The 24,591-nt window shown below is 60.9% G+C and carries 15 protein-coding genes; 10 read left to right on the forward strand and 5 right to left on the reverse strand.

Annotated elements, in window-relative coordinates; all coding sequences use genetic code 11:
• The first annotated feature begins 2 nt into the window (after positions 1-2).
• The 8 genes from tssF to ACN22W_RS22235 are packed head-to-tail and all read left to right on the forward strand — an operon-like array spanning position 3 to position 15,257.
• Complete coding sequence (gene tssF / locus ACN22W_RS22200) at positions 3-1,874, forward strand: type VI secretion system baseplate subunit TssF (protein WP_419689422.1); 1,872 nt, start codon at positions 3-5, stop codon at positions 1,872-1,874.
• Complete coding sequence (tssG, locus tag ACN22W_RS22205; protein ID WP_419689423.1) at positions 1,799-2,971, forward strand: type VI secretion system baseplate subunit TssG; 1,173 nt, start codon at positions 1,799-1,801, stop codon at positions 2,969-2,971. The genes tssF and tssG overlap by 76 nt, the downstream gene beginning before the upstream one ends.
• Positions 2,972-2,983: 12 nt before the next feature.
• Positions 2,984-5,641, forward strand: a complete 2,658-nt coding sequence (tssH, locus tag ACN22W_RS22210) for a type VI secretion system ATPase TssH (RefSeq protein ID WP_419689424.1) — start codon at positions 2,984-2,986, stop codon at positions 5,639-5,641.
• Positions 5,638-7,911 carry a type VI secretion system tip protein TssI/VgrG gene (gene tssI / locus ACN22W_RS22215; RefSeq protein ID WP_419689425.1) on the forward strand — a complete coding sequence of 758 codons (2,274 nt, stop codon included), beginning with the start codon at positions 5,638-5,640 and terminating at the stop codon, positions 7,909-7,911. The genes tssH and tssI overlap by 4 nt, the downstream gene beginning before the upstream one ends.
• 56 nt (positions 7,912-7,967) lie before the next feature.
• Positions 7,968-8,591 (forward strand): hypothetical protein, encoded by a 624-nt coding sequence (locus ACN22W_RS22220; protein WP_419689426.1) that lies wholly within the window; start codon positions 7,968-7,970, stop codon positions 8,589-8,591.
• A gap of 17 nt (positions 8,592-8,608) precedes the next feature.
• Positions 8,609-9,907, forward strand: a complete 1,299-nt coding sequence (locus ACN22W_RS22225; protein ID WP_419689427.1) for a hypothetical protein — start codon at positions 8,609-8,611, stop codon at positions 9,905-9,907.
• Complete coding sequence (locus ACN22W_RS22230) at positions 9,904-14,484, forward strand: RHS repeat-associated core domain-containing protein (protein WP_419689428.1); 4,581 nt, start codon at positions 9,904-9,906, stop codon at positions 14,482-14,484. Before ACN22W_RS22225 ends, ACN22W_RS22230 begins: the two co-directional genes overlap by 4 nt.
• The gene (locus tag ACN22W_RS22235) at positions 14,481-15,257 is read left to right on the forward strand and encodes a hypothetical protein (protein ID WP_129514921.1); all 777 of its coding nucleotides are present in this window, start codon (positions 14,481-14,483) and stop codon (positions 15,255-15,257) included. The genes ACN22W_RS22230 and ACN22W_RS22235 overlap by 4 nt, the downstream gene beginning before the upstream one ends.
• 247 nt (positions 15,258-15,504) lie before the next feature.
• Here the strand turns inward: ACN22W_RS22235 and ACN22W_RS22240 are convergent, their stop codons facing one another.
• The 3 genes from ACN22W_RS22240 to ACN22W_RS22250 all read right to left on the reverse strand — a co-directional run bounded on the left by ACN22W_RS22240 (position 15,505) and on the right by ACN22W_RS22250 (position 22,345).
• Positions 15,505-16,101 (reverse strand): plasmid pRiA4b ORF-3 family protein, encoded by a 597-nt coding sequence (locus ACN22W_RS22240; protein WP_419689429.1) that lies wholly within the window; start codon positions 16,099-16,101, stop codon positions 15,505-15,507.
• 55 nt (positions 16,102-16,156) lie between these two features.
• Positions 16,157-17,434, reverse strand: a complete 1,278-nt coding sequence (locus ACN22W_RS22245; RefSeq protein ID WP_419689430.1) for a hypothetical protein — start codon at positions 17,432-17,434, stop codon at positions 16,157-16,159.
• A 393-nt stretch (positions 17,435-17,827) separates the two neighbouring features.
• The gene (locus ACN22W_RS22250; protein WP_419689431.1) at positions 17,828-22,345 is read right to left on the reverse strand and encodes a hypothetical protein; all 4,518 of its coding nucleotides are present in this window, start codon (positions 22,343-22,345) and stop codon (positions 17,828-17,830) included.
• A 171-nt stretch (positions 22,346-22,516) separates the two neighbouring features.
• Between ACN22W_RS22250 and ACN22W_RS22255 the strand changes: the two genes are divergently transcribed.
• Positions 22,517-23,056 (forward strand): hypothetical protein, encoded by a 540-nt coding sequence (locus tag ACN22W_RS22255; RefSeq protein WP_419689432.1) that lies wholly within the window; start codon positions 22,517-22,519, stop codon positions 23,054-23,056.
• Between the two features lie 49 nt (positions 23,057-23,105).
• Positions 23,106-23,354 carry a hypothetical protein gene (locus tag ACN22W_RS22260; RefSeq protein WP_419689433.1) on the forward strand — a complete coding sequence of 83 codons (249 nt, stop codon included), beginning with the start codon at positions 23,106-23,108 and terminating at the stop codon, positions 23,352-23,354.
• Positions 23,355-23,356: 2 nt separating this feature from the next.
• On the opposite strand, the gene ACN22W_RS22265 is transcribed toward ACN22W_RS22260, so the two are convergent.
• Together ACN22W_RS22265 and ACN22W_RS22270 are read right to left on the reverse strand one after the other, a co-directional pair.
• Complete coding sequence (locus ACN22W_RS22265) at positions 23,357-23,512, reverse strand: hypothetical protein (RefSeq protein ID WP_419689434.1); 156 nt, start codon at positions 23,510-23,512, stop codon at positions 23,357-23,359.
• 46 nt (positions 23,513-23,558) lie between these two features.
• Positions 23,559-24,515 (reverse strand): SIR2 family protein, encoded by a 957-nt coding sequence (locus ACN22W_RS22270; protein ID WP_419689435.1) that lies wholly within the window; start codon positions 24,513-24,515, stop codon positions 23,559-23,561.
• Positions 24,516-24,591: the final 76 nt, after the last annotated feature.

Consider the following 24,591-nt stretch of genomic DNA (forward strand, 5'->3'; position numbering starts at 1 on the left):
CGATGGATACGCGCCTGCTCGACTACTACAACCGCGAACTCGCGTACCTGCGCGAGCTCGGCGGCGAATTCGCGCAACAGTTCCCGAAGGTCGCCGCGCGACTGCGGCTGCACGAATCGGGGCCGCCCGACCCCTACGTCGAACGACTGCTCGAAGGCTTCAGTTTCCTCACCGCGCGCGTGCAGCTGAAGATGGACGCCGAGTTTCCGCGCTTCACGCAGGCGCTGCTCGACGCCGTGTATCCCGGCTATATCGCGCCGTTGCCGTCGATGGCGATCGTGCGGTTCGCGCCGATGATGAACGAAGGCAGCCTTGCGCAGGGCTGGCGGCTGCCGGCCGGCACCGCGCTGCGCGCGCGGCCGGCCGCGTCCGAGCAGACCGCGTGCGAATTCCGCACCGCGCACGACCTGACGCTGTGGCCGCTCGAACTGACCGATGCGACCGTCACCGGCGCGCCGTCATGGCTGCCGCGCGGTGCCGTCGCGGCGCGCCAGGACGTGCGCGGCGCACTGCGCATCCGGCTGAAGGCGCGCGGCGGCGCCAGGCTCTCGCAATTGCCGCTCGACCGGCTGACGTTCCATCTCGCCGGCCCCGAGCGCGACGCGCTGCATCTGCTCGAACTGATCGCCGCGCATGCGCTCGGCGCCGTGTGCCACGACCCGGGGCAGCCGCCACGCTGGCTGCATACGCTCGACGCCGACGAGATCGTCCACGAGGGTTTCGATCCTGCGCAAGCGATCCTCCCCGATGACGGCCGCAGCTTCCACGGCTACCGGCTGCTGCGCGAGTATTTCGCGTTTCCGGCGCGCTTCCTGTTCTTCAGCATCGGCGGGTTGCGCGCTGCGCTGGCACGTGCGACCGGCGACGAGTGCGAGCTGACCGTGCTGTTCGACCGTCACGATGCGGCGCTCGAAGCGGCCGTCGATGCACGCCATCTCGCGCTGAACTGCACGCCGGCCGTGAACCTGTTCGCGCGCCGCGCCGACCGCATTCCGCTGCAGCCGGGCGCGCGCGAACATCATGTCGTCGTCGATCGCAGCCGGCCGCTCGACCATGAAGTCTATGCGGTGCAGCGGCTCGCGAGCGAGCAGCGCGACGACGGCCAGTCGCGCGAATTCAGGCCGTTTCACGCGTCGTTCGCCGGCGATAACGGCAATCACGGCGCGTACTACACGGTGCGGCGCGAGCCGCGGCTGGTGTCCGCGCAGGCACGCGCGAACGGCACGCGTACCGGTTATGTCGGCAGCGAGACCTACGTGTCGCTCGTCGACAGCCAGTGCGCGCCGTACGACGAGACGATGCGCTATCTGTCCGCCGACACGCTGTGCACCAATCGCGATCTCGTGCTGCTGCAGCCGCCCGGCGACGCGAACACGTTCACGCTGCGCGTATCGGCGCCCGTCGAGCGCATCGTCGCGATTCGCGGCCCGTCTCGGCCACGCCCGCCGATCGCCGATGCGCAAACCGCGTGGCGGCTGATCCGCCATCTCGGGCTCGCGCGGCACACGCTGACCGATCTCGACGACGACGAGGGCGCGCATGCGCTGCGCGAACTGCTCGGCCTGCACGCCGACCCGGCCGACGCCGCGATGCGCCGGCAGATCGACGGCGTGCAGCGCGTCGCGTTCTCGCCCGTGTTCCGGCGGCTGCCGGCGTCCGGGCCGCTGATGTTCGGGCGCGGCGTGCAGGTCAACGTGACCGTCGACGACCATGCGTTCTCCGGCGACAGTCCGTTCCTGCTCGGCGCGGTGCTCGAACAGTTCTTCGCGCGTCACGTATCGATCAACGCGTTCGCCGAATGCGTGCTGACCAGCGTGCAGCGCGGCACGCTCGCGCACTGGCCGGCGCGCATCGGCAGGCGGCCCGCGATATGAAGCGCGACACGTCTCCCGGCGCGCCGCCGGCCACCGAAACCGCCCGCCGCGACGCGTGGTGGGCGCGGTTGCGGGCCGCGCCGCACGGTTATGACCTGTTCCAGGCGCTGCGCTGGCTCGACGCGCTGTCGCCGGGGCGCGCACCGCTCGGCCATGCCGCGCGGCCGCGTGACGAAGCGGTGCGGCTCGGGCAGCAGCCGTCGTTAGCGTTCGCGGCGTCGATGCTGGCCGGCGTGTACGAGAACGGCGCCGCGCCGCCGCGCATCGCGATCCACGGTTTCGGATTGTTCGGCCCGAACGGGCCGCTGCCGACGCATCTGACCGAATACGCGCACGAGCGCGCGGCCCAGCACGACGACCCGACGTTTGCCGCGTTCGCGGACCTGTTCCATCACCGGCTGATCCTGCTGTTCTACCGCGCGTGGGCCGATGCGCAGCCGACGGTGAGCCTCGATCGCCCGGAGCGCGCACGGTTCGACGGTTATGTCGCGAGCCTGATCGGGCGCGCGGCGAACGGCGACAAGCCGGCCGTGCAAGCCGGTACCGATACCGGCGCCGACACGCTCGCGCCGCATGCGCGTTATTTCCATGCGGGCCATCTCGTGCGGCACACGCGCAACCCGGAAGGGCTCGTGCAGATCCTGCGCCGGCATTTCGGCGTCGACGCGCGCATCGTCGAGCACGTGCCGCAATGGGTCGCGATCGAGCGCTCGCAGCGCTGCACGATCCGCGCGACGCGGCCGACGTTGCGCGTCGGCGCCGTCGCGCTCGGCGTCGCGGTACGCGACGCGCAGTCGCGCTTCCGGATCGTGCTCGGCCCGCTCTCGCTCGACGCGTACCGTCGTTTCCTGCCGGGTGGGCCGCACGCGCGGCAGCTCGCGTTATGGGTGCGCGAATACGTCGGCATCGAGTTCGACTGGGACGTGCAGCTCGAACTGGCGGCCGACGCGGTGCCCGCCATCGCGCTCGGCAAACCGCAGGGTATCGGCCGCACCGCGTGGCTCGGGCAGCGGCTCGAACCGGGCCCCGCGCGCGACCTCGTCGTCCGCTACGACGTGCGGGGCGGCGCCACGGCCCTTCATCGCGAAACCGCCTAACCGGGAACCGTCATGTCCGATATCGGCCGCGTCAACCTGTTCGGAAAACTGAATCCGTTCCTCTACGAGACGCTCGAGCAGGCGACCGGATTCTGCCGGCTGCGTGGCAATCCGTATGTCGAACTCGCGCACTGGTTCAAGCAGATGCTGCAGCGGCCCGACGGCGACCTGCAACGCGTGCTGCGCCGCTTCGAGATCGATGCGGCGACCATCGACCGCGGGCTCGTTGCAGCGCTCGACCGGCTGCCGCGCGGCGCGGGATCGGTGTCCGACCTGTCCGCGCACATCGACGACTCGGTCGAACGCGCGTGGGTCTATGCGACGCTGAAATACGATGCGACGCGCATTCGCGGTGCGGTGCTGCTGCTCGCGATCCTGAAGACGCCGCAGTTGCGCAACGTGCTGGTGGCGATCACGCGCGAATTCGAGCGCATCGTGCCGGATGTGCTCGCCGACCAACTCGAATCGATCGTCGACGGTTCGCCGGAGGCGCAACCGGCCGGATCTGCCGGCGCGGGAGGTGACGCGGCCGTGCGCGGAGCAGCGGCCGCCGACGGTTCGGCACTCGCACGCTTCGCCGTCGACCTGACCGCCCGCGCGCGGGCCGGCGAGATCGACCCCGTCGTCGGGCGCGACGCCGAGATCCGCCAGATCGTCGACATCCTGCTGCGGCGCCGGCAGAACAACCCGCTGCTGGTCGGCGAGGCCGGCGTTGGCAAGACGGCTGTCGCGGAAGGCTTCGCGCTGCGGATCGCGGCCGGCGACGTGCCGCCGTCGCTGCGCGATGTCGCGCTGTACCTGCTCGACATCGGGCTGCTGCAGGCCGGCGCGAGCGTGAAGGGCGAGTTCGAAAGCCGTCTGCGTGGCGTGATCGACGAAGCGATGTCGTCCGAGCGGCCCGCGATCCTGTTCATCGACGAAGTGCATACGCTCGTCGGCGCGGGCGGGGCGGCCGGCACCGGCGACGCCGCGAACCTGCTGAAGCCCGCGCTCGCGCGCGGCCTGCTGCGCACGATCGGCGCGACCACGTGGTCCGAGTACAAGCAGTACATCGAAAAAGACCCCGCACTGACGCGGCGCTTCCAGCTGGTCCACGTGCACGAGCCGGAAGAAGCGGCCGCGTTGACGATGTTGCGCGGCCTCGCCGCGAAGCTCGAGGCTCACCACCGCGTGCTCGTACTCGATGATGCGCTGCAGGCCGCCGTCACGCTGTCGCATCGCTACATCCCTGCGCGGCAGTTGCCGGACAAGGCGATCAGCCTGCTAGATACGGCCTGTGCGCGCGTTGCCGTCAGTCAGCACGCGGTGCCCGCGCCGATCGAGGATGCGCGCCGCCGCATCGACAGCCTGCGTGTCGAGCAGGAGCGGATCGGCCGCGAGTGCGCGCTAGGCACCGGCGATGCCGCGCGGCGCGACGCGATCGACACCGACATTTCCGACGCGCAGGCTGCGCTCGACCAGCTCGACGCGCGCTGGCAAACCGAACGCAATGCACTGGCGGCGATCGTCGAATCCCGCACCACGCTGCTCGACGACGATCCGTCGCACGAACTCGATGCCGCCGCGCGCGCCGATATCCAGGCACGCCTCGCCGTCGCACAGCAGGCGCTGGCCGACGTGCAGGGCGATGCACCGCTCGTGCTGCCCGCCGTCGACACGCATGCGGTGGCGGCTGTCGTCGCCGACTGGACCGGCATTCCGCTCGGCCGGATGGTGCGCGACGAGACGCAGGCCGTGCTGAAGCTCGCCGATACGCTCGGCGAACGCGTCGTCGGCCAGCGGCATGCGGTCGAACTGATCGCCGAGCGGATCCAGACTGCACGCGCGAAGCTCGACGATCCGACCAAACCGCACGGCGTGTTCCTGCTGTGCGGCCCGTCCGGCGTCGGCAAGACCGAGACCGCGCTTGCGCTGGCCGACACGTTGTACGGTGGCGAGCACAACGCGATCACCATCAACATGAGCGAGTTCCAGGAGGCGCACACCGTGTCGACGCTGAAGGGCGCGCCGCCCGGTTATGTCGGTTACGGACAGGGCGGGGTGCTCACCGAGGCCGTGCGCCGCCGGCCGTACAGCGTCGTGCTGCTCGACGAGATCGAGAAGGCGCACCGCGACGTGCACGAGATTTTCTTCCAGGTGTTCGACAAGGGCTGGATGGAGGACGGCGAGGGCCGCGACATCGATTTCCGGCATACGGTGATCCTGCTGACGTCGAACGTCGGCGCCGATCGCGTGATGCAGCTGTGCCGCGACCCCGACCGTCTGCCCGGCGAGCAGACGCTTGCCGATGCGTTGCGCGGGCCGCTGCTCGACGTGTTTCCGGCCGCGCTGCTTGGCCGGCTGACCGTCGTCCCGTATTACCCGCTCACCGACGCGACGCTCGCGCGCATCGTCGCGCTGCAGTTGCGGCGGATCGAGAAGCGGATCGACGCGCATCACGGCATCCGGCTGCGCTGCACCGACGCGGCGACCGCGCTGATCGTCGAGCGTTGCCGGACCATCGAATCCGGCGGCCGGATGGTCGACGCGATCCTCACGCATACCGTGATGCCGCGCATCAGCCGCGCGATCCTGCAGGCCACGCTCGAAGGGCGCGCGTTGACGTCGATCGAGGTGAGCGCGGCCGGCGGCGAATTCGCTTACCGGTTCGACGAGGAGGGAGCGGCGTGAATCGCGTCTTCACACTCGACAGCCCGCACGGCGACGACCTGAAATTCCACACGCTCGACGGCGGCGACGAACTCGGCCGGCTGTTCGAATTCCGGATCGAGGCGCTCGCCGACAGCCACAGCCTGTCGTTGAAGGACATGCTCGGCAAGCCCGTGACGGTGCGGATCGAACAGCAGGACCAGTCGACGCGCTACCTCAACGGAATCGTTGCGCGCGCATCGCTTGCCGGCCGGCGTGCCGAGCGGTACTACGGCTACGAGCTGGTCGTGCGCCCGTGGCTGTGGCTCGCGACGCGACGCTCCGATTGCCGGATTTTCCAGAACAAGACCGTGCCCGAGATCGTGCAGGAGGTGCTGTCGACGTACGGCTTTCCGATTGAAAACCACCTCGTCGAATCGTATGTGCCGCGCGAGTTTTGCGTGCAATACAACGAGACCGATGCCGCGTTCGTGTCGCGGCTGATGGAGTTCGAGGGTATCTATTACTGGTTCCGGCACGCCGAGGACACGCATACGCTGATGCTGAGCGACGCGATGTCGTCGCACACCGCGCTGCCCGGTTACGAGACGATTCCGTACATCGCGCGCGACCGCACCGCGATCGCCGACGAGGAACACATCGACGGCTGGCTGCCCGCGCAGGAGGTGAGCGTCGGCAAGCACCAGACCACCGACTACGACTACACGAAGCCGCGCGCCGATCTTTCTTCGCAGAAGGTCGATCCGCGCGGCCACGATCACGACAGCTTCGCGTCGTTCGAATGGCCCGGTGGATATCGCGACGACGCGCCCGGTGCGCACTACAGCCGCGTGCGGCTCGAGGAACAGCAGGCCGAACATGAGCGCGCGAATGCCGATACCGATGTGCGCGGGGCGGCGCCTGGTTATCTTTTCACGCTTGCGCATTGCCCGCGTGCCGACCAGAACCGCGAGTACCTGATCGTGCGATGCCAGTACCGATTCCAGGAGAACGCGTATGCGAGCGATCAAGGCGCGGAGGCTGTCGTGCATCAGACGATGATGCTCGTGCAGCCTTCAAGCTTGCCTTATCGGTCGCCACGTGAGACGCCGAGGCCACGGACCAACGGGCCACAGACGGCCACCGTCGTCGGGCCGCCCGGTGAGGAAATCTGGACCGATCAATACGGGCGCGTGAAGCTGCAGTTCCGGTGGGATCGGTACGGGCAGAGTAATCAGGATTCGTCGTGCTGGGTGCGCGTGTCGAATCCTTGGGCGGGCGGTGGGTTCGGTGGCGTGCAGATTCCGCGGGTGGGTGATGAGGTCGTGGTCGATTTCCTGAATGGAGATCCGGATGAGCCGATCGTGACGGGGCGTGTTTATAACGGCGAGAAGATGCCGCCTTGGGGCTTGCCCGGGAGTGCGACGCAGAGCGGGATGCTGTCGAGATCATCGCCGGGTGGGACGACCGAGCATGCGAATGCGTTTCGGTTCGAGGACAAGAAGGGCGCGGAACAGCTGTGGATGCACGCGGAAAGGAATTTCGATGCGGAGACGGAGGCCGATCATTCGCTGTCGGTCGGGAACAACCATACGCATACGGTCGGGAACGACGAGACGATGCAGGTGAAGAACAATCGGCAACGGAGTGTGGGGCAGAACGAGACGGTGAATATCAAGCAGCACAAGGCTGCGCAGATCGGGGGGAATGAGACGCATGGGGTGACCGGGAATCGCAGCGTGACCGTTGACGGCAATAGCTCGCATACGGTGACGAAGGGCAATCACAACCTCGCGGTGGTCGCCGGCACGCATGACGTCTTTGTCGAAGGGAACAGCACGCATGTCGTCGGTACCGGGTCGTATGCGACAAAGGTCAATGCCGGAGACCATTCCGTGGACGTCAACAAAGTCGCATCACTGGCAGCCGGCAAATACATCGACATGGGTGCAGGAAAGAGCGGCGTGTCGATCAACAAGGACAACATCGGCGTCTCCATCGGCGGAACCGCAAGCGATACCGGTGTCGGGATCAGCGGCCAGGATGGCGGTGTGGTCATCGCCGGATACGGCAAGGGCGTCAACATTGCAGGCTATGCACCGGGCGTGACGATTTACGGCGAGAACGATCTCAATCTTTCCGGCAAGTCGACGGCCAATCTTCAGGCACCGACGGTGAATATCGACAACGGCAAGGACAGCTGCAACGTCAATGTCAATGCGACAAAGATTGTTCTGGCAACCGGCGGCGGTTCAATCACGCTCGACGGTTCGGGCGTGACGATCCAGGGAACGATCGCCCACATCAATTGATTTCGACCGGCGGGCTGCCGGCTGCCCGATTGCATTCGAAGCATGGGAGACATTCGATGGAAAACGAATCGGATCAGATGACGGTCAATGAAACGCTCGAAGCGGAAACGGTCGATGCGCTGCGTCGGCTGTTCGCCAGCGATTTGACGCCGGATCGCACTCCGTCTGCGGAACACCACGAATCATCGACATTGATCGGCGAAGTGACCGATACGCATCATCCCGATGCGATGGGACTCATTCGCGTGAAGTGGTCGGGGCAAGACGGTAAAACGTGCGAACGCTGGCTCGAATGCGTGGACGGTGTGAAACCCGGTATCGGCGATCGTGTGCTGCTGCAATCGCCTGTGAACTGGCCCGAACCTCTGATCGCCGGAATGCTGAAGCGGAAGGGAAATGGCGAGCCGGTCGAGCCGATTGTCGAGCCTGCCGTAGCGCTTTCGCTTGAAGCCGACAAATGCGTGCAGATCGCCGATGCGGCGGGCACTCCGTTGCTGCAGGTGCGCGCATCGCCGGACGGACCGGTCGTGACGCTGCTGAACCGGAACGTGAACATCGAAGTCGCCGGCAAGCTGAGACTGAGTGCGCAGACACTCGAACTGGAAGGTGGGCGGGGCGGTGTCGACATCCGGACCGAAGCGGACACCGTGGTGCGCAGCCGATACGTTCGCTTGAACTGAAACGGCGGCCCGACGACATGCACCGCGAATTCGCCGCCATCGAATCGTCGCTTGAGGCGTTCATCGATCAGCCTGACGATCCCACGTTGCTACTCGAAGCAACCGACAACGACATCGTACCCGTACTGAAGATGATGCAATCGCTCGACGAGCGTGTCGGCGACGCGATTTTCCTGATCTTTCCGTTTCCGTGCGACTCGGTCGACGCGTATTTGCAGACATGCATGGCGGCGCTTGCTCGTCAAATCGACGACGAAAGCAATGCACGCGTCGAGCGCGGTGAAGGAGGCTGGCCGCCGTTGCCTCTGACTTGTACCGATCAGAGGCGCTCGCCTGCGCAGCGATTGCGTGACGCTATCGCTCATGTGCACACGCTGGTTCCGGAACGTGTGAAAGTCGTTTGGGCATGGTTGCCGTCACCGATGGGCGACTTTGGCGGCTTCGCGAAGTTGGTGCTGCAATGTCTGGCACTGAACGGCTTTGAAGACTGGATGGAAGGGCATCGGTTCTGCATCCGCGACGACCGGAAGCATCCTTGCCTGATCCCGCTCGCTCGCGAGAAAAAAGCAGAGCACGTGTTGATTCTTCCCGTCGATTTCTCGTCAGAAAAGGCAACCCGGAATCTGGTCGACATCGCGAACGACGCGGCGCATCCGATCGAACAGCGCATGGGTGCGTTGATGCAGATCGCCGGTATCGACCTTGCGCACGGCAGGCTGCCCGACGCACAGCGCAAGTATTACGCGCTCTTCTCATTTCATGCGGAACGGAAGGATTCAACGGGTTGTGCAGTCGCGTTGCACGGCTTGGGTGACGTGGCATTACGGCACGGATCGCCGAGCGACGCAAAGGACTGGTACTTGCGTGCGCTACCGGCGGCACTCGATGGCCGGAATCTGCTGGTCGTGCTCAATGCGCTGATGGCGACAGGTAGCTGTTGCAACACGCTCGGCGAGCACGCGAAGGCGGCGACCTATTTCGATCTGGCGAGCGGCGCCGCCGGCAGGCTGATGCTCGTACATACGAAGATCGAGGCGATGGAGAATGGCGGTGTCGCCCTGCTGGCATGTGGCCAGGCAGCGGAAGCCGCGAAAAGCTGGATCGCCGCGAAGGGGCTATGCGAGCAGTTTGGCTGCGAACGACAACGCATCGCCATCCTTGATCGACTTGTGTCGCTTTACGGAGACGCCGGCCTGAAAACCGAGGCGAGAGCGTACGAGCTGGAGAAGGATCCGCTTTACATGGCTCGTCTGCGTGGAACGGCTACGGCAGCTGCGCGCGAGGCAATGGCCGGATATGAACGGGCAAGGCAATGAGCGAATCCGAACCTCGTTTTACGCGTGCGTCCGATTCGTCCGAAAGTCACACGACGCAATCGGAAACCAAAGCGGACACCGCGTGCGATTCGCTGCTCGGTACGGTCAAGTCGACTCTCGATCCGTTCAAGGAAACGTTCTCGTCGAAAGGGAGCACGCTCCATCATGTCAGCGAGGCGGTAAATTCGCTTGCATCCTTGCAGGGCATGCCGTCGCAATTGCTCAACACCGGTATCGCGCAGATTCCGTTACTCGACAAGGTACCGGGAATGCCGGCGGCCACCATCGGCGTTCCGCATCTCGGTACACCGCATGCGCACAGTCATCCGCCGAGCAACGGGTTCCCTTTACCGAGTTCCGGTATGACGATTGGCGCCGGTTGCCTGAGCGTGTTGATCGGCGGTATCCCGGCTGCCCGAGTGCTGGACATCGGTTTCGCGCCTACTTGTGGCGGGCTGACACCTTACTTCGATATCCAGACGGGCTCGAGCAATACGTTCATCGGCGGGATGCGTGCCGCGCGCATGGGCATCGACATGACGCGGCATTGCAATCCGATGGGGCATGTGGGGAAGTCAGGCGGTGAAGCGGCGAGTGCGGCCGAGAAAAGCGAGGAAGTGGCGAGCGAGGCGGCTCAGGTAAGTGGACGAGCGAAGTTGCTGGGAGGGGCAGGGAAGGCGTGGTCGGTTGGCAACGCGGCGATTGGGCCGGCGTCAGGGATGGCAACCGCTGCCAGTGACGTCAAACATCACGAAGCCTTGGCGGCCGCGATGACTGCTGCGCAGACTGCGGCCGATCTCGCGTTCATGATGCTCAGCAATCTGATGGGCAAGGATCCGGGTATCGAGCCAAGTATGGGCACGCTGCTTATGGGTGATCCGACGGTGCTGATCGGCGGGTTTCCGCTGCCGGACTCGCAGATGATGTGGCATGGGGCGAAGCATGGGATCGGGAAGAAGGTAAGGTCGAGGGTGGCGAAGCGACCTCAGGAATTGAAGTCTGAGTGCCGAGGGGAGCCGATCAGCGCGGTCACTGGAGAGGTCAAGAACGACTTTTCAGACTACGAAACCGACGAGGCTATGCCATTCAAGTGGGGCCGACACTACAGCAGCTCGTGGCGGGACCGCGCTGGCCCGCTTGGGTACGGGTTTCGGCATACTTGGCAACACGAACTGCAGTTGCTGCGCACGCGCGCGATCTATACCGATCCGCAGGGAACCGCATACACATTCGGTAGAGGAGCGGACGGCCGTTACGGCGGCTGCTGTCAAGGCTACGTCCTTGAGCAACTTGACGGCCGACAGTTCATCGTTTGGCATGACGTGCAGGGCGCCGTTGAGTTCGAGCAGATCTCTGCAACTGACGGTACGCCGTGTTGCATTGGCCACGTCTGCAACCGTGTACGTAGCAGACTGCATTGGCATGCGAATGGATACCTCGAAAAAATCGAGCAAGTCGACGAGCGCGGCCATGTTCGGCGGATAGTTCAATTCGATCATGATCGGTGCGGGCGGATCCTAAGCGTTGTACTGACTAATCTGGACGGGCGACGTACCCCAATTGCTCGGTACGAATACGATACGGAATGCTGTCTCGTCACCTACCGCAACGCACTCAATGCGGTGTCTGCCAATGAATACGACCCGCAGCGACGTATTGTGCGTCTCATCAATGCGAATGGGTACTCGTTCTTCTACCGCTACGACACCGAAGGCCGCTGCATAGAAAGTAGCGGCCAAGACGGTATGTGGCACGTCAAGTTCCAGTACCAGCCGGGACGAACAATCGTCACCGAAGGCGATGGGGGCAAGTGGTCAGTGCACTACAACGATGTCGGCACGATCACGCGCATCGTCGACCCATATGGTGGCGCGATCGAGTACGCACTAGCCTTCGACGGGCGCATTACAGAGGAGATCGACTCCGGCGGGCGTGTGCTACGGTGGCTCTATAACGCACGAGAACGCAACACCGGCCGAGTGGACCAATTCGGGAATGTGTGGCCGATCAAGGACGAAGCGCCGAACCTGCCGAATCCACTGTCGCACAAAATTCCAGGATCGTCATTGGGACTTCAATGGGGCTGGGTTAGCAAAGGAGATTTCTCCGAGATGGCGCTGCTGCCGCCGGAACTTGAAGAGTCAGCTCGGCAGGCAGTAACACCCCCTCCGCCGAGGTTCGACAAATCTGAAAAACGGCACGATGTCGCGGGCCAACTGATTCAGCACACTGACGTTCACGGCAACGTCGAACGGTTCGTGTACGACGCGGCAGGAAATCTGGTGTGCCGGCACGACGGTGACGGTAGTGAGTATCGCTATACGCTTGCGTCATGGAACCTGCACGGCAGCACGAGAGATCCCCTAGGCCATACCGTTCAGTATCGGTACGCATCGCGCCGGAAAGTTTCCGCAATCGTCGACGCCAATGGCAACGAAAGCACCTATGCCTACGACCTCAAGAATCGCATTTCCCAAGTCGTTCGCGACGGTATGTTGCTCGAAAATTATGCCTATGACAAAGGCGACCGGTTGGTCGAAAAACGCGATGGCGCGGATAACGTACTGCTGCGTTTCGAGGTAGGCGAGAACGGTTTTCACAGCAAGCGCATCCTTTCGAGCGGTGAAACTTACATCTATGAGTACGACACTCGTGGGAACGTTACGAAGGCCTCGACGGACCAGGTTGAAATTACTCGGACATTCGAAAGCAGTGGCAGACGTACCTCGGACAAGCGCAACGATACTGGCGTTGAGCATGCATATCTGGATGATCGGCTTGCGCGAACTACCTACTTCAAGCGCTTCGATATCTATTACGAATGCGCTGCCGACGGCGAAATATTGATCCGCACGCCGGAGGGCGGTACCCACCGAATGCATCGTGGAGCGGATGGCCGGATTTTGATGCAGTTGGCCAACGGCACGAACGTGGTGTACGCGTTCGATTCGCAGGGACGTTGCACCGGGCGCATGACGTGGCTGGATGAGCGCGTCAAGGCTCCCCGTACTGTCCAATATGAGTACAGCGCGACTGGAGAACTGCGGCGTGTGACTGATAGTGAGAGGGGCACCGTCGCATACCAGTACGATGCAACGCACCGGTTGACGGGAGAAACTCGCGATGGATGGCCGGTTCGGCGTTTCGAATACGACGCTGCTGGAAACCTATTGTCGACGTACACGCTTCGCTGGATGCGCTATACGGACGGCAACCGGCTCTCTTCAGCGTCATCTGGGGAATTCCGCTATAACCATCGCAATCATCTTGCGGAAGAAATTGTTGGGATTGACCGCCGCATCACATATCACTACAACAGTATGGACCAGTTGGTGAAGGTCGAATGGGGTGGTCAATTACAGACTTGGGCAGCCGAATATGACGGGCTATGCCGCCGGGTTACCAAAGTGATCGGCACGGCGCGCACAGAATACTACTGGGACGGTGACCGACTCGCAGCAGAGATCGCCCCAAATAGACAGATCCGAATTTACGTCTATGCAAACGAAACGGCACTCCTGCCGTTCATGTTTATTGACTATCCCAGCGTGAGCGCGTCGCCTAATGAGGGGCACGCGTACTTCACATTCGTTAACCAGGTTGGGATGCCGGAATGGATCGAGAATGGAGACCGCAGACTAGTCTGGCGTGCAGCTGACATAGACCCTTATGGAACAGTTTTCGTTGCCAGTGGAAATTCCATAGAGTACGACCTGCGCTGGCCAGGCCACTGGCTTGATCGGGAAATCAACCTCCATTACAACCGGTTTCGGTTTTATAGTCCTGTGCTCGGTCGATACCTCCAATCTGATCCGATGGGCCAAGCGGGGGGGATTAATCTCTACGCGTATCCTTCGAACCCAGTTGTATCAGTAGACGTGCTAGGACTATCCGATTCGCACGCAGCAAGTGAACCGACGGAAGCTTCTGAATCGATCGGCACGGGCGATCCCGTGATTGCTAGCCCCGGGGAACATCGCACCGCCCCACAAGGCCCGCGTTCGATGCGGCCTGCTCATAAGGGGGAAAGATGGATCGAGAACGCCGAGTACCCGCCGCGGACAAAGAAAGCATGGGATGAATGCCACTTTGTTGTTGAAACAATGGATAATATGAGAGGCAACGATAACAGACCCAAGTACTCAAAATCAAAAATGCCGACTGTGCATGTTTTTTTACATGAGGATGGTACAGTTTCCGTAGGAATTTCCGGCGATACATTTGACCCTGGAGAATTTCAACGCGAGCTAGACAATGCGGAAAGAGGAAAATACACGATAGGCCGAAAAGATAATGATGATGCAGACTGGATTAATTTTAAGAAAAAAATAAGCAAATTCGGCAACGGAAATCATCGTGGTGCGTGCGCGGAGCCGGGCGCAGCGCACGCTGCGAGCAAAAATCCCAGTCCTATCATCGGTATGGCAACGATCTGGCGTGGCAACAAGGACAACCCATATCCGACCGGTAGATGGGGCCGATCTCGCGAAATCAATCCGTGCGATACGTGCGCGCACAGTGCTAATATCAAGGTCTATATGAAGCATGCAATGAACAAATATTTGGAGGGAGAATGAAATCCACTGTGCGCCTCCCCAGATTTGGCCCCATTGACTCTCTGATGGATCGCTTACTCGACTACATCTCCGCGTGGGATTACAATTGGAAAGAACGCATTCGTGGCGCGAGCCATGCCGACATTATTCGACTCGAAAAAATGGCAGGCCTTACTGATATCGGACTTGAGTTTCCGAAATCATACAAAACATATCTACACCACATGGGATTGAACGATGGCGACTTACTGCATCCGACTCTGATTTACAGAACCATTCCAGACTTATTATCCCTATATGAGGAATGTGACGAAATTGACCCGCACTCGCTAATAGTAGGCGGATTTGAAACGGGCGATCAACTTCGACTCAATTTTGACGTCCCGGTGCTAGGCGAGCCACCGGTAGACATGACCAATGCATGGGGAGAATACTGTGCGCCGTATGCCGAAGGTTGGGAAAAATTGCTTTTTCAATATGCGACTCGACGATGCGAAAGACTTCGATTCCCAGCTACGGCGACATTGAGCACAAGCGAAGAATCCCTAGGCCTTGCTCGGGGCCGCTTCGGCAACATCAGTGCGATGCAAATACTTGCACGGTTTTCAGACGAGGAGGGGCTGGAGAAAGCCTGGTTTAACGACGCGACTCACTACTGCGCTGTCTTCGACGACTCGACCGTATGGGCAGAGTTGCCGCCGGACGCGGGAGCCTTAGTTTTCATTTATGGTGGCAGCGATCAGAAGGTTGACCGATTGGCGCAGCAACTGCGTGGACTTTTAGCTGTCGATTGATTAGCTCTTAGCAATTTTCTATGCCTGCTGCATTCTCGGCGCTTATTTTACATAACGTGAATTATCGATATAACTGGTGCATTTGGAGGTGTTGCGTTCTGAGCCGTGGATCGGCCACTTCAGTGCAACACCGGGTTCCGTAGATGGTACCTATCGGCGTTGCGCCAAAATTTCCTGCCGGCACGTTGCTAGCCACGATAGCCAGACGGCTCCGTCTTCACGCTGGTTGGAGTCTTGAGTCAGTGTGTTACTGGTTACCCCAACGGTTGGAAGCCATTCGTGACAGCGCTGCATTGGTAGCTCGCAAATCAAACAATTCCGCGTCGAAGCCGGGGCCGATCCAGTTTCGGTAACGTTCGGCCTTTTCACTGTTGGGATCGCTGGATAGCGTATTCAGGAACGCTTCATAGCCCGATGGGCCGCCCACGTCTTCCGGCGGACAAGCACGAGCGCCGTCAATGACTTGGGCTCCTCCCCACGGTTCGCTCTCGACGGTTTCCATCTTCTCAACGACGACAGTGTGATTCCAGCCGTCCCCGAAGTCGTATCGGTAAACGAAGCGCGAACCTGGTTTCAGGACCGTCTGCAGACGAACCTTCCGATCATCGGCAGTCGTGCCCGGGTCAGCGAAATCCACCACGTCATCGACCTCGAACATGGCGTAGGTCATACCGTCGATCAGGAAGTCGTGTAGATGGGTGTCTTCCCATCCGAAAGCTGCCTGTAGGATGTGATGCAACTTGCGCAGAGATTCGGTTCCTTCGACTTCGATCTGACGCCAGATCGGCGGATCGATGTGCTGAAGCACAACGTTGAGGATGAGACGCTGGAACGATTTCGGCATTTGATCTCCGGAGAACGAGAATCTGCTCTATTCTCGCCACACCACCGTCGATGAATCAACTCGTACGATTGTCCAGCCATGCTGGACGCGAAAGTCCGCAGCTTTCGTAGATCGCCTCCCAGAAAGGCTTCAGTTGGAGAACTGCACTCACCTCAGGCGAGTAAGTACCCGACTCGCTCACGACATCGAGCAGGCACTTGCCCTTTGGACCCGGCCGTGACGCGTAACCCGGCCGGATCGGCACGTCGAGTCCACGCCCCTTGATGCCACTCATTCCAGCAATCCACCGGTACGGCGGCTTGACACCAAGGTACCCCACGAAGTCCCCGAACCTCTGCAACGCGTTCGCGTACAGCAATTCGGCGTCAGGTATGGAGGTAATACCCTGATCCTCCATATAATCCAGATAGAGTGCATCGACGCTCCACACCTCACCGGTCTTGAAGGCAAAGGTCAACCCTGTCGCATCGTCGTCGTCAATCCGACGAGCAAATACACCGAATCCGTCCGCATGGCGAAGGTAGCTGAAACCGCCGTATCCATCCCAAAGCGGAAAGAGATGGGCTTGCGGCCTTGTGGCCGCAGCTCGAATTTCCTCGATTGTCCACGTCACTCCGGGAGTCAGATCTGGCATCACGCGCAACCACATCAAGGGGCGGTTTGCGAGCAGAATCTCCTCGTCCTGCTTGGGAAAGCTCGTACCGACTCCAACCGGTTCGTTAACCGGACGCAGCCGTCCAGGCGCAGCTTCGATCATTGGCTGGAACCGCTCAGGGAGCGGAGGCTTCGGTAACGAGTTGACGTAGGATTCGCTTCGGATCACAAGGCCAATCGCCCGCTCCAGTTCCCTTGAAAGCTTCTCACGCACCGCCTTGCGCGTTGACTCGTCGGCGTCGTCAGGACAGTGATAGGTAATCGGGTGACGTTGATGCCGTAAGTCGAAGGGCAGCGTACGGTCTGACGGCTCGCCGAACGCCGTATTCATGACGGGAACGATCCGCTCGTACCCGAGCGATTTCAGCGCCCATCCGTATTCAATCAGCACATTCGGATTCGGCGTCGGTCGTCCATCGCTGCGATCGCCGACGAAGGTGAAATCCGGCACGAACACCGCGGCAGCATCAATTTTCTCAAAGATTGTCTGTGCAATCGGTGGAAAGCCCGGCACATCTTTCGTGTCGCGATCAAGCACCAAATCGTTGCGATCGGCCTCCTCTAAATCCGCTTGATCGCCGAGGCGGCCAATTGCCGCCTCGAGTGCGCGCTCAAGAAGATTGCGTCCGGTACGCGTTGCGCGATCCGCCTGCCACGAAAAGAAAATCGTTGCTGCCATTGTCGCCCCCGTTCTTCGGCTTTTTCTACAAGTCTGTCAGGTTCAGGCCTGCGTCGCTCAACGCCCAGTACGCGCTACGGAACAGATCGCATCGGCCGCTATCACTGACCAACGGGGCACTGACGTAGCACTATCCACGCGTCAACTCATCGTCATCAACCTCGTCCGAGAGTGTCCCAGCAGAAGATCGAGTGCGTCGATCACGGGCGCGTAGAGACCATCATGCCGACTGCCAGCTATGCCCCGCTGTCAGCCTCCATCCGTCGGGCCTGTACGATCCGGGATCGCTCTGCATGGATGCGCGCGATCACCGAACGCATGCTCTGATACCGCATACACCACTTCGAACGTTTCCGTCAGAGAGTTTTGACGTTCATTGCCTTTGGCGCAGGTTTATCGCCCGCCTCCGCTGCAACCGTTGATCACCGCCGTTCCATCGTAGGTGGGAACCTGAACACCCTTAAATGCTTCCGTTTGCTCAAGGGCTGCACTGCGCCGGTCGCCAAGGTCAATCAGGGCATCCAGTATCCGCAACAAACCCTGAGCCTGTTCGAGCTTTAGCGGAAAGTTCGCGTCGGCCAGTCTCTGGACTGTCGCCGCCGTCCGGGCCGGAAGCAGCGTTCCGATCCAGTTGCCCTTCGCGTTGCCGATGCCGGATAGGACTGCTCCCGTCTGCACAATAAAGTCGTCAATCGGATACGCGGCGCCCGCACGCTCGCAGAGAAGCAGGAATTTCGACATGACGTACGTTGACCATCCGGCAGTGGTCACGAGACGGGTGACCATTGGCATGATGACATCGATGTCGCTCCAGTCGTCGTTCACGTAACGTGCAGCTGCGTCCGCGCGCTCAACAGCGACAACAAGCAGCGCATTGACAAGCTTCGGCAGATGGTGCCCTGACACCTCCCCGGCGCGGTAGCCCCCCGGTTTGAAGGTTGGATCGGCGATAGCGCGATCGAGACACACTTCTAGCAGATCAAATGTACCTGGAGGAATTTGATGTGCATCAAGGACATGACGCCTGACCATCATATCCGCAAACTCCGCAATCACGTCGAGTGCATCATCGCCGTTCAGGAACGGCTTCAGTAGTTCATCTCGGACCACGGAGGGATCGAAACACGGTGCCGCGCGTGCCAGCATGTCACCAAGTGCATCATTCCAACCGATGAGTTCGCTCGTTTGGCTGCGCCGCCGGCCCGGTCGTGACGGGTTGAGCCGTTCGCCGGTCCAGGTCACGAGCGCCCGTAACAATTCAAGCACCAAGTGCTTGAAGTCATCAAGCGCACACCACGTCTCGATCGGAAACCTCCGAATCATCTTTTCGGCGCGTCGCGCGTCGAATTTCGGATTCGGATCCTGCCACGATGCGTCGTCGCCGTAGTCAAACGCGTCGGACTCCCTCGCTATGTGTCGCGTTTCCCATGCTGCTGGAAGTGCGCGAAAAGGCTTGGGCCTGTCATCAGTCAGCGTTGTCTCCGCCCGACGTCGTGCCGCATTGGCCGCCCGCTGGCCTATGTGACTGATCTGCTCGCCTCGATCCGTTATCGTTGGCCGGTAGTAGACCGAGAGATCAAGCGCAAGCTGCGCCGCCGCCCATGCGACCTGTGGTGCGGGGTCGGCAAGCAATGCGACAAACGCAAGCTCGGCAGCTTCCTCATGATCGTGATCCGTGAGACGCAGCAAACGCCGGGCAGGATCCATATCGGACGGCTCCGTACGCCGCAGATGCAACAATGCGTGGATAAGCTGGTGAGCTGGATGCCAGGCGATTCGCGAGCCTCCGAATGCGTCGTCAGGTTCACGCATCCCCTCGATGTCCGTCAATACACGCAGAGCCCAAGCATAGTCCTCCGACGTCTTGTCACCAAAACACACCACACACGCTGCGACTGCCGCCACCAGGCTCTGGGGTCCGTGGTCGCCGACCTCCAGTCGCACTGCAAACATTGACGGAGCGTACAGCGGCCGCGCAAATGCGATGGCAGCGGCAATAGTGTTATCGGGTGAAACCGCTCCCTCACGAAGCGATTTCATTGCCCACGCCAGAAGGCTCTGCTGGTGAAGATAGGTCCGCGCTGCCTCCCCGCGCTGGATGTCCCCCTCGCTGAGCGGAGGCTGGTATGCCACCATGACCTGATTATCGGGTGTCCGGTAACCCCGATAGTTGCCCGGGACTGCAAACGCTGCGTATTCCTGTGCGCATGCCAACAGCGCAGAAGCCGCGTCCGGGTTCGTTCGATCCTCTTCGAACTCGTACGGTAGTGCCGCAGGAAAGCCTTCGAGTGCCGCCCTGAACCGCTCGCCGAGCGATCCATCTCCACTGATCGCAAACCGCATGGCCAATTCCCGTACATTGCGCCTGCGACTCTCGCGTTTGTCCATGAACGCCTTCGCTTTCGCCCGATCACCCTTCAGTTCCGATAGGAACCCAAAGCCAAACAAGTCAATGTCGCGCATCGGCTCCTGTTGAGCACGCTGGATGTCATAACGCCAGAGCCGTTGACAGATGGCGAGCGCCAACGTGACTTCGGAGAGATGGAACGTCTCAAGTGCAAGCACGAGACCGAGTCCCGCAGCCGCTATGCTTTGATTGCCCTCCACGACCAGCCTGATGATCTCGTCGACTGGTCGACCGGCCTCGATCTCTCTGAAGGCCCAATAACCGAGTGCGAGAAACGCACATTCAAGCGGCTGTGCGGTGAGCTCGCCGAGATGCCAGCTGTAAACATTCCAGCCTCCCCAGAACTGCTGCGCACCCCATGGAAAATCGATGGTGACCGGGATCGGCGTTGCCCGGCGGCGCCATGAAATCTGGTGCAGTTGACGCCATCCCGTCGTCGCATGATTTGCGATATCGCGAACGAGCTGAAGTGCTACCTCCGGCTTTTTCGAGAACAGGCTCGCGAACGGCTCATGCAGCGCTGACACCGGATAGTAGTAACTGTGATGGCGATCGATGCCGATGTCATCGTCAAGCTCACTGCCGCCTCCGATCAGTGGATGGAAACGTTGGATCAGCCTGGTCTCTTCCTCACTCCGTTCGCTTTCGGGCTTCTCACGGATCTGACGGACCCGCTCGGACCGTGCCTGATCACGTTGTCTCCTGCGATCGACTTTGTCCTGGGGTAGCTCCTCGAGTATCTCGGCCCTCGCAACCGCAGCAAGCCTGTCGGGCGACACATCGACCATGGCCGGAGCCAGCGCCATCAACTCCGAAAACGCCTCTGCGCGCATCCGCTTGTTCACGACAGCACGATCAAACAGGTCGTTGGCATACTGAGGGTAACTGCGGGCTGCTCGCACGATCAGGATCCGCAGACTGGTCGCGAACTGGGTCAGTGCATCGTGCCCGAGTGCATCCCACTTGCCGTATCCTGATATGAACCCGTCCTGATAGACTGCTCCCTCCAGGTCAATCAGCCATCGCGAACACGTCTCTACCACAGCTCTGGACCGCAGGTTGTCGAATTCAGACAGCGCGTTCTGCCATACCGACAGTACGTCCACCATGGTCGGCATGAGTCGCACAGGTACACGTGGAGCCAGTGCGATCAACCAGTCGAGGAACCGCCCCCAACTCGCAAAATCCGAGGGCCAGCTCAACAGTTCGGCCAGCCGGATACGATCTGCGGCTTCGCCCCCCACGTCGGGGCGCCCGAGGACAATTGGACTCGGCACGGTGTGTTGCGCCTGGAACCAGACCAGCGCCTTCTCAAGCAATGCTAAGTCGTCTGCGACGAGGAGTTTGGCAAACTCCTCTTGGGCAGCACCAAACGCGCTTGTAAAGGGTGGTGCAGTGAGCCACTCCCGTCGCCATTGGGGGCGAAGCGACGATCCCTGCAGCGCCTGATATCCCACGGTCCATCGCCCCGGGGTAGAAAGTGAGTGCTGCGCCAGCAGGCCAACAACACGACCGAGCAAAGGCGGCTCACCCGCTTTGGCGATCCCCTGAATCCATTCGGTGCCAAGGTCAATAAGCAGGCGGAAGAATACCCACTCAAAAAAGATATCGTGAGTGAACGAGAACGTCGCATCCCCATCACGACCACGCACAATCAGGTCCGCCTTGAGCGCTCCAATATGGTCGAACGTCTGCGGCGCCAGGCCCCGTGCGCCAATGGTCTTACCCAGGCTGCCGACGCCCCTTTCCGCCAGATCAAGAAGAGCACGCTGGCGCTGAGGCACTTCGCTCGCGGCTGCGTCGTGACCAGCCCGCGCCCACCAAGCGTTGATGAGATCAGTCTCCGTCTGAGGCTCACCAGCATCATCGCCCAAGCTTCTCGCCAGAACTGCAGCAAAGAATGGTCGCCGGGCGATGTGCCGTACCGCTGCCGTACCCACAAGCAGACGACGCAAGCCTGGCCTCTCTCTCGCAAGCGCTTCGGCCTCCGTGTCATCAAACGGCTGGACCTGAACATCGCCGATGGTCGAACCCTTGTAGAACGACGACGGAAACCAGGCACGATACGTCTCAAGCCCCTGATCACGAGACGTCGCGAGGACTCGCCATTCAGCCAGTGCGGGGTTCGCTTCGATCGCGTGAAGAATATCCAGAATGATTCTCTTCTGGTCCGGATTGATCCGATCGATTCCGTCGACATAAAGAACCGGCGAGCCGGTTGCACCGATCTCGGCAAGCAGGTCATCGATCTTGCGGTGACGAAGTCCAAGCCTGGCTGCAAACTCCAGCCAGCCCGTTCCCGTCAGACGATCGGATTTCAGGAAAAGGACTGGGCCACGTGTACGCGCGGCCATGGCGACACGCTGCAGCACCACCGATTTTCCGCAGCCCGGAAGTCCGCTGATATTGACTACGCGGTGCGCCTGCAATTTTTTGCTAACGTCATCCTGGAGGCTCGGGCGGTCAACCCGAAAGCCTTCGATGTCGTCCACGATATCAGCCATCCCATCGAATGCAAACTGTGAGATCAGGCTAACGTCTGCTAGATAGCTCGGTGTCACCTTCAGTCGCACTACGCCACGCAACTGCGCCAGCAATGACGAACGCGTCCATTTCTGCGCGGTGCCCGCGCCGTCGCGCACGATGCGACAAAGCCGGTCGAACAGGAGTTCGCTTTGCCCGTCCTCATCGCTGGCAACAAGTTCCTGCAGCCGATTGACGATCTCGGTTCTCAGGGCCCCCCCTTCGCGCAAGCCGTCAAGGCGCGCCCCGACAAACTGGCGATAGAAACGCCATTCCCCTACGTCGTCTTCTGCGCCGATCAAAGACTTAAGATCGTCGCGCATCCTCCGCTCTGGGATCGCAGCGGTTCCGCCAGGCAAAAATCGCCTCGTAAAATGCAAGACGTCCGGGCTGGCCTTGGCCCACTCGATCAGCCGCTCCAACGCCTGCAGGCCAGCCACCGATATTCTTTCTGCAGCAAATCCATAGGCATCGCGTTCGATCTGGAACCCCGCCGCCGCACGCGTCTGTCGTGCCCGATCGACCACATCCCTGAAAGCATCGTTGCTGCTGCTGACTACAACGGTTGTCTTGATCTGCAGATCGAGGCGGGAAGTCGCGCCGTCGCGCTCGGTCTCTATGGTCAGGTCGTCCATCGGACGATCATGACCGCTCTGCTGGACCGCGACGCTCTTGACAGTCCCGTCCTGTAACGCCGCGCGATCTTCCCGCAGCAGCGCGGCGAGATAGTACGCAACCACAATGTCCTCGTACGTGAAGCCCGCACCGCCTGTGATTTCAGTCGATGTTGCCTTCGTGTTTTCCGCATCCGTGTTCAAAGCTCAATCCCTTGAAAAGTTACGGCAGAATCCGACAAACCGGCTTGCCGGTTGCGCTCCTTCGATCGAGCTGGCGTGGGAAAACAAAACTACCACACTCTTTCTCGAATCTGCATATGCCGAGGATCAATTCGAGATGGTGGCAAAACTTCCAAGCTTGAAGTGCTGGTGAAACTAAATCTCAATTTCGTCCGTCTCGCCATCGGGGTATTGCCGCTTCAGCTCGGTGATCGTCTCACTGAGGCTGTCGACGCCCTGAGGCGGAGTGGCCTCGATCGCACCGCGCAACACCGACCGCTTCTCTTCTGTATCTTTGATCTGTTCAAGCATCTGCAGCAGGAACGACGAGCGCTCCCTGCTTACTCTTGCGTTGCAGTTATTCAAAGAACCGCAGAACCTTGTCGAGTTCGAGTCCATCATTGCGAAAAGTCGAAGACAACAAACGCGACGATCCACCGACGTAGCGCAGCCTCAACAGTCGCCCATGAGGGTCATACTGCATGTCGTCAGGATGGCTTTTGTCGAGCACCGCCCTACCGTTTGGCCCAACGATGAATATGCCGAAATTAGTCTCAGCTTCATTCGCATCGCAGATGATCTCGTTGATGTGCTCATCACTAAAGCTGTAGCCGATCGTCATCAGCAGCGCGTCTCGCTGGGCGAGACACTGAGCGAAGTATTGGCTGTAGAAGCGCAACAATGGGCTGGCGTTGATCGCTTCGCGCTTCTGCCCACCGATGACCATGTTTTGGCCTGCGATATGGTCCGCGTACCAGTTGGATGAACCGTGCAGCTTGATAATCGGCTGCGCTTGCTGGTCGATCGCTGGAACACTAGGCAGCACGCGCCAACGATGATCGATCAACTCGGTTCTCATTGCCGGCGTCACGGCCGGCCACCCCATGGGCGCAACACCCGGCCATTGCGCTCCTGCCCAACGACGACGCTTAAGCGTAGCGTCGTAGTTCAGTTCGAGGAGAAGATCCTGATTCAGGGTGAAGACGGCATCAAATCGAGCAAGAAACTCCGCGACGGAGGAATGCTCATCTTGCGCAAACTCAAACTGAAGTTGCCGCGCAAACGCTCCATTCATCGCGCGAAACGAATCCGCAATTGCCGTCTCCAGTAAGCGAACTTGATCGACATCAGTTTCTCCGCGTGCAAGTTGGCTTCGAAGGTCAAACAACGCCCCTTCGAAACCCCACTGCAGCACGATCTGACAGATCTCAGGCCGTTCGCGCAAACGCCAAACAAGGTCGTCAGCGACCTCGCTTGCCAGCCAGCCGTTCCAGTTACGGCTGAAACCCGCACCAAGCAGGAGATAACATGGCATAACTCGCTCACCTCGCAGTTCGTTCTGAAGCGCTCAACAAAAGGGCTCCTAGGCGATTATGTCGTCCGTGTGCCGC

This window comes from Burkholderia theae, from assembly GCF_048565265.1.
Taxonomy (GTDB): Bacteria; Pseudomonadota; Gammaproteobacteria; order Burkholderiales; family Burkholderiaceae; genus Burkholderia; species Burkholderia theae.

Coding starts and splice junctions, on each gene's coding strand:
- ACN22W_RS22235 (WP_129514921.1), top strand. CDS start 14,481: ATGAAATCCACTGTGCGCCTCCCCAGATTTGGCCCCATTGACTCTCTG.
- ACN22W_RS22250 (WP_419689431.1), bottom strand. CDS start 22,345: ATGGCTGATATCGTGGACGACATCGAAGGCTTTCGGGTTGACCGCCCG.
- ACN22W_RS22225 (WP_419689427.1), top strand. CDS start 8,609: ATGCACCGCGAATTCGCCGCCATCGAATCGTCGCTTGAGGCGTTCATC.
- ACN22W_RS22265 (WP_419689434.1), bottom strand. CDS start 23,512: ATGCTTGAACAGATCAAAGATACAGAAGAGAAGCGGTCGGTGTTGCGC.
- tssH (WP_419689424.1), top strand. CDS start 2,984: ATGTCCGATATCGGCCGCGTCAACCTGTTCGGAAAACTGAATCCGTTC.
- ACN22W_RS22240 (WP_419689429.1), bottom strand. CDS start 16,101: ATGCCGAAATCGTTCCAGCGTCTCATCCTCAACGTTGTGCTTCAGCAC.
- ACN22W_RS22230 (WP_419689428.1), top strand. CDS start 9,904: ATGAGCGAATCCGAACCTCGTTTTACGCGTGCGTCCGATTCGTCCGAA.
- ACN22W_RS22245 (WP_419689430.1), bottom strand. CDS start 17,434: ATGGCAGCAACGATTTTCTTTTCGTGGCAGGCGGATCGCGCAACGCGT.
- ACN22W_RS22220 (WP_419689426.1), top strand. CDS start 7,968: ATGGAAAACGAATCGGATCAGATGACGGTCAATGAAACGCTCGAAGCG.
- tssG (WP_419689423.1), top strand. CDS start 1,799: ATGCGTGCTGACCAGCGTGCAGCGCGGCACGCTCGCGCACTGGCCGGC.
- ACN22W_RS22260 (WP_419689433.1), top strand. CDS start 23,106: ATGTCCTCGTACGTGAAGCCCGCACCGCCTGTGATTTCAGTCGATGTT.
- tssF (WP_419689422.1), top strand. CDS start 3: ATGGATACGCGCCTGCTCGACTACTACAACCGCGAACTCGCGTACCTG.
- ACN22W_RS22270 (WP_419689435.1), bottom strand. CDS start 24,515: ATGCCATGTTATCTCCTGCTTGGTGCGGGTTTCAGCCGTAACTGGAAC.